At 68.8% G+C, this 12,233-nt stretch carries 11 protein-coding genes and 1 pseudogene; 3 read left to right on the top strand and 9 right to left on the bottom strand.

Annotated features, from left to right (window positions below; all coding sequences use genetic code 11):
• Positions 1 to 76 precede the first annotated feature (76 nt).
• The 3 genes from CRP45_RS08990 to CRP45_RS08980 are packed head-to-tail and all read right to left on the bottom strand — an operon-like array spanning position 77 to position 2,789.
• Positions 77 to 1,630, bottom strand: coding sequence for a GGDEF domain-containing protein (locus tag CRP45_RS08990; RefSeq protein ID WP_097244739.1), 1,554 nt, complete (start codon positions 1,628 to 1,630; stop codon positions 77 to 79).
• Positions 1,630 to 2,199: a hypothetical protein gene (locus CRP45_RS08985; RefSeq protein WP_067791969.1), complete on the bottom strand. Its 570-nt coding sequence runs from the start codon at positions 2,197 to 2,199 to the stop codon at positions 1,630 to 1,632. Before CRP45_RS08985 ends, CRP45_RS08990 begins: the two co-directional genes overlap by 1 nt.
• 5 nt (positions 2,200 to 2,204) lie before the next feature.
• Complete coding sequence (locus CRP45_RS08980; RefSeq protein ID WP_169810925.1) at positions 2,205 to 2,789, bottom strand: pyruvoyl-dependent arginine decarboxylase; 585 nt, start codon at positions 2,787 to 2,789, stop codon at positions 2,205 to 2,207.
• A 172-nt stretch (positions 2,790 to 2,961) separates the two neighbouring features.
• On the opposite strand from CRP45_RS08980, the gene galK reads away from it, so the two are divergent.
• From galK to CRP45_RS08965, 3 genes are all read left to right on the top strand, one after another.
• Positions 2,962 to 4,071: a galactokinase gene (gene galK, locus CRP45_RS08975; protein WP_097244738.1), complete on the top strand. Its 1,110-nt coding sequence runs from the start codon at positions 2,962 to 2,964 to the stop codon at positions 4,069 to 4,071.
• Between the two features lie 311 nt (positions 4,072 to 4,382).
• Entirely contained in the window at positions 4,383 to 6,080 is a 1,698-nt protein-coding gene (locus CRP45_RS08970; RefSeq protein ID WP_097245395.1) for a sodium:solute symporter family protein, read from the top strand.
• Between the two features lie 12 nt (positions 6,081 to 6,092).
• On the top strand, positions 6,093 to 6,362 hold the full coding sequence (locus CRP45_RS08965) for a hypothetical protein (protein WP_097244737.1): 270 nt from the start codon (positions 6,093 to 6,095) through the stop codon (positions 6,360 to 6,362).
• Positions 6,363 to 6,525: 163 nt separating this feature from the next.
• Here the strand turns inward: CRP45_RS08965 and CRP45_RS08960 are convergent.
• The 6 genes and pseudogenes from CRP45_RS08960 to CRP45_RS08935 form a co-directional block, all read right to left on the bottom strand.
• Positions 6,526 to 6,981 (bottom strand): annotated as a pseudogene (locus CRP45_RS08960) (SRPBCC family protein); the annotation flags it as partial.
• A 17-nt stretch (positions 6,982 to 6,998) separates the two neighbouring features.
• Positions 6,999 to 7,469, bottom strand: coding sequence for a DUF4383 domain-containing protein (locus tag CRP45_RS08955; RefSeq protein WP_067791976.1), 471 nt, complete (start codon positions 7,467 to 7,469; stop codon positions 6,999 to 7,001).
• A gap of 146 nt (positions 7,470 to 7,615) precedes the next feature.
• Positions 7,616 to 8,326: a DUF8020 domain-containing protein gene (locus tag CRP45_RS08950; RefSeq protein ID WP_097244735.1), complete on the bottom strand. Its 711-nt coding sequence runs from the start codon at positions 8,324 to 8,326 to the stop codon at positions 7,616 to 7,618.
• A 133-nt stretch (positions 8,327 to 8,459) separates the two neighbouring features.
• Positions 8,460 to 9,932, bottom strand: coding sequence for a PepSY-associated TM helix domain-containing protein (locus tag CRP45_RS08945; RefSeq protein ID WP_097244734.1), 1,473 nt, complete (start codon positions 9,930 to 9,932; stop codon positions 8,460 to 8,462).
• 202 nt (positions 9,933 to 10,134) lie between these two features.
• A complete protein-coding gene (locus CRP45_RS08940; RefSeq protein ID WP_097244733.1) occupies positions 10,135 to 10,698 on the bottom strand; it encodes a hypothetical protein in 564 nt (187 codons plus the stop codon).
• Positions 10,699 to 10,794: 96 nt separating this feature from the next.
• Positions 10,795 to 12,204 carry a TerD family protein gene (locus CRP45_RS08935; RefSeq protein ID WP_097244732.1) on the bottom strand — a complete coding sequence of 470 codons (1,410 nt, stop codon included), beginning with the start codon at positions 12,202 to 12,204 and terminating at the stop codon, positions 10,795 to 10,797.
• Between the last annotated feature and the right edge of the window lie 29 nt (positions 12,205 to 12,233).

Raw genomic sequence — 12,233 nt, 5'->3', positions numbered from 1 at the left:
AGCTGCCGGACAGGGCGGGCCCCGGGTCGTTCGGCGCGCCGGGATACGGCGGCGTCGGGTGGTCCGTGCTCGTGGCTCAGACCGCGGTGCTCTCGGCGTTCGAGCGCCAGGTCCGAGATGGGGTGTCGGGCGCGGCGATGGGGCGGCCCGCAGGCAGGTGCGGATGGCGCAGGTCGTCGTGGAAGGCGTAGCCGAGCGAGTACTCCTTGGCGTGGTACATCGCCGAATCCGCGTCCCGGATCAGGTCGTAGACGGTGGCCTCGGGGTCGCGTGGACTGTCGCACGCGATGCCGACGCTCGCGGTGATGGGCACTTCGCCCGCGCTCAGTTCGAAGGGGCGGACGAAGGCCCCGAGTAGTCGCTCGGCGAGCACGGCCGCGTCCTGCTTGCCGAGCGGAGCGAGCACCACGAACTCGTCGCCGCCGTACCGGGCGACCGCGTCGTCGCGACGCACCACCCGCCGGATCCTGGAGGCGGCGTTGGCGATCAGTTCGTCGCCGACGGCGTGGCCGTAGCTGTCGTTGACCATCTTGAAGCCGTCCAGGTCGATGAACAGCAGGCACAGCGGCTGATCGCGCCAGTGCGCGCTGTTGCGGTTGAGCGCGCGCAGCAGCGCCGACCGGTTCAGCAGGCCGGTGAGCATGTCGTGATCGGCCTGGTACTGGGCCCGGCGCTCGCTGCGCGCGCTGCGTTGGATCGCGCGTTCGCTGCGCACAAGCACGCCGATCAGCAGCAGCGCGAACAGCGAGGACACCACCGCCCGGTCGACGGCGCCGAGACTCGAGCCGACCACCGGCACCAGCGACGCCACGATCAGCGCGACCGCGATGAAGCTGGCGCGCTGCCTGGAATGGTGTGGATGGATGTGGCGCGGCGCCCCGAGGCTCGCCATGGTCGGGTGCAGTGCGGCGATGCCGACCGTCGCGTAGGCGATCAGCAGCGGCGTCAGCAGGACCTCGTGGCCAAGGGAGGCGGTGCCCGCGGTTTCCAGGCTGTAGCCGAGATCGCCGACCAGCACGGCGACCATGGCCAGGTGCAGCAGCCGCAACGACGTCTCCGAGCGGGTGGCCGTGGCCACCGAATGGGCGACCAAGGTCAGCAGCAGGGCGTCGAGGATCGGATACGACGCCGCGACCACCGTGGTGAGGGTGGTCGCGCGCGATTGCAGGATGGGGGAGATGAGGAAGGTCCAGGAGGCCAGCAGTGCGCCGAGACCGATGAGCGCCGAATCGAGCAACAGATCGTAGTCGCCGCGGACCTGCCTTGGGCGTAGCCAGAGCGTGGCCGCCACCCCGATGCCCAGATATCCGGCGAGCGTGCAGATGTCGTCGAACGGGCTGATCGCGTCGTCGGTGAAGTCGCGCAGCATGGTGCCGAGCGCGAAGAGCACCGCCGACAGCGACAGCAGATACCACGGCAGCGGCTGCGCCGGGCGATGGCGAAGCAGCCCAGCCCCGATCATGGTGAGGGCCCCCGCCACCACCGCAAGCATCGTCAGCAGGGCCAGCGCGCGAGAGTGGAACACCAGCGGCACCGAGATCAGTGCCGTCCAGCCGCCGAGAAGCGCCACGCACCAGAGGTTTCCGGTACAGTAGCCGCGGTCGCTCGCCTGCGCTTCGCTGGATGTCATCAGCCCCCCTTGGTCGCTCCGTCCCCGGTGAACTGTGCGGCGTAGTACGTCTGTGAATCCTCCACCGCGACTTCGACGTTCGTCTGCTCATCGAGCACCGCGCGAATGCTGTCGGCGAACGAGAGCTGAGTGTTGTTGTACGAGCAGATGTCCCAGCCGACCGCGGCGCGCTCGGCCACCAGTGTCCGGACAACTGATTTGATCATGGCATGGAAGGCCGCCCCTTGTCGTGCACTTGGCGCAACAAGGGTGAATCCCGCGTAGTAGATCGCGTTGCGCGCCGCGTGCTCGGGGTAGCGCGCGGCGAAGTAGTCCGGGCTGATCCACGGCACCGTCTCCAAATGCCTGGTCAGCGTGGTCAGTCCGATCGGCTCGCCGGAGGCGGTGCGCGCGACGTGCTTGTGCACTCGCGGATCGACCATCTCCTCGTGGAATTCGTCGCGGTGCAGCACCTGCCTGGCGATGGCCTTGGTGCGCAGCGGGCCGAACGCCTCCTCGTAGAGGCGGTGGAACATCTCGATCCGGTCGTCCGGAATCGTGGTCTCGACGGTGACGTGCACCTCGCTCATCGCCGTCAGCTCCAGGAAGTCGTGTGGTAGGCGGCCAGCACCACCGCGCAGGCCGGGTCGCCCGCGCAGCGCGTCTGGGCGAGCGAGAGCTGCACGGGGCCGAAGGTTTCGGGCCGGTGGGCGGTCATGTCGGCGAGGCTGGCGCGGATCAGTACTTCGACCTCGGCCGCGCTCTCGCCCTCGTGCTCGACGAAGAGCCCCGCTCCCGAACCGTCGTCGCGCAGCGCCCAGCCGATGCCCGCGGCGGCCGAACTGCCCAGCTCGTCGGCGTGCTGCGCGGCGTAGACACAGTAGAGCCGATCGCCCCAGGGGATCGGCTTGCGGACACGGGCGGTGCGCTCCAGCATGGCACGCGGCGGGATCACCGACGACAGGCGAATCAAGTTCGCATCACCCACTCCCAACTCACGCAGGGCCGCGTCGAACGCCGACAGCGCTGTCGGGCCCACCCCGGTCGCCGCGCCGATCTCGATCCTCAGTGGCGCCCCGGGGATCTGCCGGTTGTCACGCTCCGGCCTGCCCAGGGGCGGAAGTAGTCGATCGAACCACTGCAGCCCGAGCAGGCCGCCGCGTGGGGTGGTGTGAATCATAGTGCCCTCCCAAAACTCTCGGCCTAATTTGCAGGCCGATATTGCTTCGAATTCGACTGTGCGGCACGATCGCGAATCGCGCACGCGCACCGGCCGAAAGCGATGCTGGGGCGGCGTGTCTCGTAACGTGTGGCGCGACGAACCAGCTCCGAGTCGATCGAGCGAGGCAGCAGTGCGGACATGGGTGGCGCCGGGTCGGGTGAACATCATCGGCGAGCACACGGACTACAACGACGGTTTCGTGTTGCCCATCGCGTTACCGCTGGTGACGCGGTGCGCGGCCGAGACGACGGCCGACGGGTTCGTCCGCGTCGAATCACGGCAGCGCCCCGGCGAATCGGTGCTGGTCGGAATCGATGAGCTCGTCGCAGCGCGGGATCGACTGCCGGGTTGGGCGCGGTATCCGCTGGGCGTGGTCGCCGAGTTCGTGCGGCGCGGGCACGCCGTTCCCGGTCTCGTGCTGGAACTCGACGGAGCGGTGCCGATCGGCGCGGGACTGTCGAGTTCGGCGGCGCTGTCGTGCTCTGTGGCGGTAGCGCTGCGGGATCTGTGCGCGCCCACCGTCGCCGTCCGTGAACTCATCGATATCGCCAGGGCCGCCGAGAACGACTACGCGGGCGCTCCGACGGGGGTGCTCGACCAGTCCGCGGCCATGCTGTGCACCGCGGGACACGCGCTGTTCCTCGACGTGCGCCGGTTCAGCACCGCCGACGCGGGCTACGAACAGATCCCGTTCGATCTCGCCACTTTCGGCCTCGAGCTCTTGGTCGTCGACACCGGCCAGCCGCACGAACTGGTCGACGGTGGCTACGCGCGGCGGCGCGCCGAGTGTGCCTCGGCCGCGGCCGAACTCGGTGTGCCCGCGCTGCGCGACGCCGAGGCCGCGGACGTGGCGCGCATCACCGATCCGATCGGTCGGCGGCGGGCGCGCCACGTGATCACCGAGAACGCGCGCGTCGTGGCGGTTGCCGAGAAGTTGCGCCGAGGGGCGGATCCGCGCGAGATCGGACCGGACCTGAGCGCGGGCCACGCCTCGCTGCGCGACGATTTCGAGGTCTCGACGGACGCGCTCGACACGGCGGTGACGGCGGCGCTGGACGCGGGCGCGCACGGCGCGCGGATGGTCGGCGGCGGCTTCGGTGGCAGCGTCATCGCGCTGGTCGACCGTGATCGCACCGACGCGGTGGCCGCCGCGGTCGGTGATCGCTTCGCCCGCTCGGGCTTCCCCGCGCCGCGCACGTTCGTCGTGGTTCCAGCCGCCGGAGCCCGCCGAGAGCTCTGAGCGCCGAGTTCTCGCGCGCTGACCAACGCTCGCCGCGGTGAAGTCCCCGGGCCGACGGACTCGCTGAGCAACCGTCCAGGTTTTGTGCGTGATTGTGCCACGCGGGTGCGGCACAATCACGCACAGTGGATGTGAGTACCGCACGACGGACGAGCCAGGACCAGGCCCGTCCATAGCCCGCGCACGGCCGGAGCGAAGCGGAGGTACGCCTCGTCGACCGGCTGCACGCCAGGAGGGACGACGCTGTGCCGCTTGCCGATTCACCTTTCCTCCGGTCCGCACTGCCTGGCGAACCTCCCGGCGCGACACTGCTGCGTTACGAGGCGGCGACCACCCTGCGCCTGGACGCGGATCCCGTCGACTATGCGCTGGTAGCCCTGTATTTCGTGTTCGTGCTAGGCATCGGCCTGTTGGCCAGGCAGCGGGTGTCCTCCAGCATCGACTTCTTCCTGTCGGGTCGTTCGCTGCCCGCGTGGGTCACCGGCCTGGCGTTCATCTCGGCCAACCTCGGCGCGGTCGAGATCATGGGCATGTCGGCCAACGGCGCCGAGTACGGCTTCCCGACCTTCCACTACTTCTGGATCGGCGCTGTACCCGCCATGCTGTTCCTCGGCGTGGTGATGATGCCGTTCTACTACGGCTCCAAGGTGCGCAGCGTGCCGGAGTTCATGCGCCGCCGGTTCGGCACCGGCGCCCACCTGGTGAACGCGCTGAGCTTCGCGATAGCCCAGATCCTCATCGCCGGTGTGAATCTCTATCTGCTCGGTTCCATCGTCAACGTGCTGCTCGGCTGGCCGCTGTGGGTGTCGGTGATCGTGGCGGCGGTGATCGTGCTGTCCTACATCACCCTGGGCGGGCTCTCGGCCGCCATCTACAACGAGGTGCTGCAGTTCTTCGTCATCGTGGCGGCGCTGCTTCCGCTCACCCTGGTCGGTCTGCACAAGGTCGGCGGCTGGGATGGCTTGCGGGACAAGGTGACCGCGTCACCCGGCGGCGCGGAACAGCTGGAATCCTGGGCAGGCAACGCGCTGAGCGGATTCGCCAACGACTTCCTCTCGGTGCTCGGCATCGTGTTCGGCCTGGGTTTCGTGCTCTCCTTCGGCTATTGGACGACCAATTTCGTAGAGGTGCAGCGCGCCATGGCGACGCACTCCATCTCCGCGGCGCGGCGCACTCCTATCATCGGCGCGTACCCGAAGATGTTCATTCCGCTGATCGTCGTCATCCCCGGCATGATCAGCGCGGTGCTGGTGCCGCAGATGGCCGAGTACAAGCAGGCGGTGACCGCCGACCCGGAGTACTCGAGCGACGTCACCTACAACCAGGCGCTGCTGTATCTGATGAAAGACGTGCTGCCCAACGGACTTCTGGGCGTCGGGATCGCGGGCCTGCTCGCGGCGTTCATGGCGGGCATGGCCGCCAACGTCTCGGCGTTCAACACCGTCTTCAGCTTCGACCTGTGGCAGCAGTACGTGGTCAAGGATCGCTCGGACGGGTATTACCTGACCGTGGGTCGCCTCGCCACCGTCGGCGCCACCGTCGCGGCCATCTTCACGGCGTTCATCGCGGGCAATTTCAGCAACATGATGGACTACTTGCAGACGCTGTTCAGTTTCTTCAACGCGCCGCTGTTCGCCACGTTCATTCTCGGCATGTTCTGGAAGAAGATGACGCCCACCGCGGGCTGGATGGGTCTGGTCGCCGGAACCGGCTCGGCCATCACCATTTTCATCATGCACGAGGCGGGCGTTTTCCAATTGTCCGGTCAGGGCGCGAGTTTCGTGGCGGCTGGCACGGCGTTCGTGGTCGACATCGTGGTCAGCGTCGTCGTCAGCCAGGTGACCCAGCCTAAACCGGCCGCCGAACTAGTCGGACTGGTCTACTCGGAGACCCCCGAGTCCATGCGCACCGACCCGGAAGCCGACACGCTGCCCTGGTATCAGCGACCGGTCCTGCTCGCGGGCATCGCGCTGGTGCTCGTCATCGCACTGAACATCCTCGTCGGATAAGGAAGAACGCCAATGCTGTTCGATATCCGCACCATCGTCGGAGCCCTGCTCGGCAGCTACGGGGTGATCCTGGTGATCACCGGCTTGGTCCACGACACCGGCGCCGAAGAGGCCAAGACCGGCGGCATCAACGTCAACGTGTGGGCCGGGGTCGGCATGATCGCCGTCGCGCTGGTCTTTCTCGTCTGGGTGCTGTTGCGTCCGGTCGTGCCTGCCGAATCCGAGACGCCGCACCCCGACGATCAGCCGCGCGCCGGCGATCAGCCGAACACCGCGGAGTGAATCAGATTCCCGGCCGCGGAATATCGCCGCCCGGCCGTGGGATGTCGCCGCCCGGCCTCGGCATTTCGCCTCCCGGGCGCGGCATTTCGCTGCCCGGCCTCGGCATGTCGCCCATTCCCTGGCGCGGCATGTCGCCAGGCCCCTGACGCGGCATGTCACCGGCACCCGGCCGCGGGATGTCGCCACGCCACGCGCCGGTCTCGCTGCCTCGGCTCTCGATGAACTCCTTGAACCGCTTCATGTCCCGGTCGACGCGGTGCTCGAGCACGCCGAGCTTGTCGGCGACGTTCTCCACGAAACCCTCGGGGTCCACGTCCATTTGCGCGGTGACCCGGGTGTGGGTGTCGTCGAGCCGGTGGAAGGTGATCACGCCCGCGTGCCGAGGGCCGCTGTCGGACTTCCACGCGACGCGCTCGTCGGGATGCTGTTCGGTGATGGTCGCGTCGAATTCGCGGGTCGAGGGCCCGACGTGGATGCGCCAGTGGGTGTGCCGGTCGTCGATCTGCTGGACGGCCTCGACTCCCTCCATGAACTGGGGGAAGGTCTCGAATTGCGTCCACTGGTTGTAGGCGGTGTGGACGGGTACGTCGACGTCCACGGTGGCGGCCATTGTGCTCATATTCTTCCTTTCTCTCGTCAGTTCAGCAGGCCGGTGTGCCTGCGTCCGGTGGTCCTGTGCGGCAGCGCGACGCCGAGGGCGATCATGGCGGCCCCGAGCCCGAAGTGCAGCCAGTTGTCGGCCGTGTTGAGCGGAACGAAGTTCGCGTCGCTCGCCTCGTCGACGATCAACCCGTACAGCCACAGGACCAGGTAGATCGCCCCGCCGCCGACCAGGAAGCCCGACGCGGCGCCGGCCGCTCGGGAGGCGAGCAAGCCCGCAACGCCGAAGACGAGGTGAACGATGTTGTGCAGGATGGATACCTGGAAGAGCCCGAGCAGCATGGCTTGGGAGTGGTGTCCAGCCCAGTCGAGACTGTCGTAATCGGTCGTGACGCCCGGGATGAAGCCGAGAATGCCGACGAGCAGGAAAACCGCGCCGACGGCGAACGCGGCGATTCGCACCGGGGACCACTGGTTGGTCCGCGTGGTGGCGTCGAACGTTGCCATGGCAGATGCCTTTCTGTGTACAGGCAACTGGGACACCGGTCGCATACCCGGGCCATTGGCCGACAAACGGCGGCCCGGACGCGGCGAACCCCGCCCGGCCGTGGGCCGAACGGGGTTCGCGCAGGTGAGAGGGTGCTTCTACCGGTTCACTTCGCGGGCGGGGTGAACGGTGCGTTGATGGTGGTGAAGTACTGGATGGCCGCGCCGATGGCGACCGGTGCTGTCACGAAGATCTGCCCGGCGAGGGTGCCGAGCGCGCCGACGGCGAGGATGCCGCCGATGCATCCGACGGCGGCGGCGGGGATGAAGGGTCCGAAGAGGCCGATGATGGTGGCCGAGGCGACCGTGGCGCCGACGATGCCGCCGAGCACGCAGCCGACCGCCCCACCACCGAGTCCGCCGACCAGGGTGCCGATGCTGGCGCCCATGCCGATGGTGCTGGTCATGCGGGACCAGGCGTCCTTTTCCCTGTCGTACTCGTTCTTCCACGGCGCCTTGTCCTCGAAGGGCAGGGCGACGGGCTTGTAGACGGCTTTGTCCATCGACAGTTGCGGGGTGAGTGTGGCGGTGCGGTCGGCGATGTCGGCGGCGATGGGGAACTCGAAGTCATCGATGCGCAGCGTGAGCGGGGTCCCCGCGACGACGGTGCCGTCGGCGGCCTTGATCTTCAAGGCGTTGTCCTCGACGACGAGCGAGCCCGCGTCGATCGAGACGATCGAGGACGTGTCCGTGGCGTTCGCCGTGAAGTTGATCGCGGCGGGGGCGTCGGCGAGCGGGGCGGCCGAGCCGGTGCCTGCGGCGATACCGAGCGCGCTGGTCAGGAACGCGGCGGCGAAGGCGAACTTGGTGATCTTCATGGTGCGGTGAATTCCTTGTTGTCCGGGCTGTCGCGGGCGCGACAGGGCGACGGCCGTCCCTATGACGAATGGGCAGGCCGTGAGGTAACGCGCCGGGGTCGGTGCCGCGCGGCGCGGATAGGTCAGTGGGGGATCAGGACGCGGTGGCGCGCAGCCGTCCGACGAGCCCGATCGCGACGTCAACGGCCAGGAAGGCGAGCAGGCTCAGGCCGACCAACGGCACGAACCAGCCGACGACCAGCGCGGCAGCCAGCACGGGCAGCGCGAGCCACGGCGACGTGCCGCGCAACGCGCCGCGGCGCGGAGCCCGGCCGAGCGCGAATCGCGAACCGCGGGTCGGACGCCTGCGCCACCACATCAGGTAGCCGAACACGATCACCACGATCAGGCCGATCATCGCGACGAGCAGCAGCAGCTGATTCGGCAGACCGAACAGCAAGCCCATGTGGAACGCGATGCCCCAGTTGGTGAGCTTGGCCATCAGCGGCCAGTCGGCGAAGGCGAGCCGGTCGGTGATGCTGCCGGTGGCGCCGTCCACCGCGACCGCGTCGACGGAGTAGGTGCCTGGCATGCGCCGCTCCTTGACGGCGAACGCCTTCTCCGGAGTGGCCGGAATCGTGATCTCCACCGCCTGGGTGATCCCCGCGGCGCGTGCGGACTCGTACACCCGATCCACCTGCGCGATGCGGGCTTGCGGGTCGGCGGGCTTCGGTGCGTGCGCGTGACCGCCGCCGTGGTGGTCGCCACCCGAGGAGTGGTCGGGCGCGGTCGAGCCGGGCAGGGCGGTGCTCACGGCGGGTGTGGTCCAGCTGAGCTGCTTGCGCAACTCGGTGATGTTCTCGCCCGCGTAGGTCGACCAGGTCATGCCGGTGGCCGAGAGCAACAGGATCAGCGGCAGGATCCACACGCCGATCGCGCCGTGCCAGTTCATCGTCCGGCCGCGGCCGCCCTTGGAGCGGTCGGGCGCGAACAGCCACGCGGCGGAGTTGCGCTGCCTGCGCGCGCGGACGCGGCGGAACCACAGCACCAGACCGGCCAGCGCGATGACCCACAGCCAGGAGGCGGCGAGTTCGCTGTACAGCCTGCCGGGTTCGCCGAGGTGCAGATCGCGGTGCAGCTGGTCGATCCAGGTGCGCAGCGGCAGCGCTTGCGAGCTGCCGTAGATGACGGATTCGCCAACCGGCTCGGCGGTGTACGGGTTGACGAACACCGCGCGGCGCTCGGATTCGCCGAGCGACGGGTCGGTGAAGACGACCCGCGTGGTGTCCTCGGGACCCGGCGCGGGCGAGACCGCGGCGAGCGCGAGGTCCGGCCTGGTCGCCACCGCGGCGGTGACCTGCTCGGCCAGCGGGCGTGCCGTTTCGCCCGGTTCGACCGTCAGCAGGTCGCGGGAGAGGAACGACTCCAGCGTCGGTGAGATGGCGTAGAGCGCGCCGGTGACGGCCGCGATCAGAATGAACGGCGCCACGAAGACGCCCGCGTAGAAGTGCAGCCGCATGGCCAGCGCTTGCAGGCCGTTGCGAGCCGAGGACTTGCGCCGCTCGGCGGGTTCTGGTGGCGGCGCCGAGGATTCGGCGTCGGGAGTGATGGTTTCTGTTGTGCTCACGGTCGTTTCGTTTCTGAGGTTCGGAAACCCGGTGGGTGCGCGAGACACCGGCACGCGAACGCACACGGCCGCACCGAGGAGTGCTCGGCGGGTCGACTACATCGCAGGCGGCGAAAGTCCGGACGCGCTACGGCCCCGCGTCGAAACGCGGGACGGCGGCGGGAACGCGAACAGCGCGTTCACACACCGGGTGTGGGTGAGATCAGACGTGAACGAGCCGCGGCGGGCCACGGGTGCGCAGCGTCTCGGCGGCGAGAATCCGCAGGATGACGCGGTCGCGGTGGGTGGTGCGCAGCGGAGCGGGATCGGCGACGACCGGCACCCGACGCAGCACGGGCAGCACCCGAGCCAGGACGGCGGTGCCGATCCGATAGGCCGCCTCGGCGCCGCGAATGACGACGGCGGCGACGCAGGCGGCGACGATGTGCGCCACGAGCATCTGCGGGGTCAGCTGGGCGTCGCCGTGGTGCAGGTGCCCGGAGCTGAATCCCATGGCGACGTGGCCGAGCAGCTGACCGCCGACCAGCGCCGTGATCAGACCCGCCGCGGTGTCGCGCAGCGGAGCGAGTCCTGCCACCAGCGCGCCGACGACCGCGGAAGCCGCGGCGAGCAGGGCGAGGGTGGTGCTGTCGGGGGTCATGCCGCCCGAGGCCCAGCCGTGGGCCGCGATGGAGACGGTTCCCGAGATCGCACCGGCCGATCCGCCGCGCAGCCGCGCGACGGCGCTGCGACGTCCCGCAGCCGACCGGTCGAACTCGATACTCACCCGCTGATGATAACGGACCGGTTACCGGTCGCCGACCAGACTGCGCAACCCACGGAAAACGGGCTCGACCAGGAGTTTCCGTATGGAAGCTCCGGGTCAGCTCCGGTCTGCCTTGAACTGGTTGATCGGGCCTTTGTCCATCTTCACCTCGACGCGGCCGTCGGGTTGCAGGAACGCCGCGGGCCGGAACTCGGAGAACCGCTTGCTGTAGAGCTCGAGCCGTTCGATGAGCACGCCCTCGGGACGGTTGTAGACGATGCCGGGCACGCAGGTGAAGATCCAGCTGGACTTCTTCGCCTGATCGGCGGGGATCACCACCTGATCGGCGCCGTTCTCGATGGCCAGCGACACCCGGTACTTGAAGAACGACCCGGTGCCGTTGTTGATCGCCGAGTACGCCACGGGCACGATCGCGACGATCTCGGGGGCGAAGCGGACCTCGATGATCTCCTCGGTCTGCCCGCCGCCGCTGCGCACGTGGCCCCGGCCGCGGTCGCCGAGGTGCCGGACCAGATCACGGTAGTGCGGGTTGGCCGGGGTGTCCTTGGCGTCGAAGGTGGCGACGTGCACGACCTCGCCGGTGTTCAGCACGACAAGGGCGTAGGCCTCGTAGTCGGTGCCGCTGGCCCACGCCACCCGTAGTCGGATCACCGGGGACTTCTCCAGCAGGACCGGTGGGGCGTTCTTGGTCAGGGTGACGGCGCCCTTGGAAAAGTTCACGCCGGGCGGTGGTGGAGTCTGTGGGTGCATGCCGTGTGGTGCGGCTGATGGTGGAAAAGCTCGTTGGTGCGAGTCCGGCGTCGCGCCGGGAGTTGCGCCGGCGGGCGGAGGCGGGAAAGACTGCGGGGCAGTCCGATACTGGCCAAACGACGCCGCATGCGGTGACCCGGCAGGCGGCTGGCTGAACGAGGTACCCGGCGACCCGGTGGGCGGAACCTGCGGCTGCCCGAACGCGGGGGTGTGCGGAACCGCGGACTGGGATGGCGATGAAAATGGCTGTGCCGCATTCTGATTCGCACTAGGCGGCTCGTCATCGACGGAGATGCCGAAATCGGTGGCCAGCCCCGCCAATCCGCTCGAATACCCCTGCGCCACATTGCGCAACTTCCAGCCGCTCGCGCGGCGATACACCTCGCCGAGGATGACGGTGGTCTCCGAACTCAGCCCGGTGATCGGCAGATCGTGGGCGAGCCCGCCGTCCTCGGTGATGCGGACCGCGAGCGGAATGCCGCCGAACACACCGTTGTCCACCGAGGCGGCCACGACCAGCCGGTCGGTCACCGCGCCGACATTGGGCAGATCGATGCAGATCGCGCCGTCGGTCAGCCGCACCGCGCCGTCCGGCGAGACCGGCTGGTTGTAGAAGACGAATTCGCTGTCGTCGCCGACCTTCCCGTGGTCGCGGACGCACAACACCGACAGATCGATACCGGCGGGTGCGACCGTCACGTGCAATCGCCCGCCGCCCAGCGCGACGTTCCCGCCCTTGCCGATCACGCTGGACATCGCGCCCCTGTCGCTCGAACTGCCTTCTC

This window comes from Nocardia amikacinitolerans, assembly GCF_900215415.1.
GTDB classification, from domain to species: Bacteria; Actinomycetota; Actinomycetes; order Mycobacteriales; family Mycobacteriaceae; genus Nocardia; species Nocardia amikacinitolerans.
Note: the sequence above shows the minus strand (reverse complement) of the source record. Positions and strands in the feature narration are given on the sequence as shown.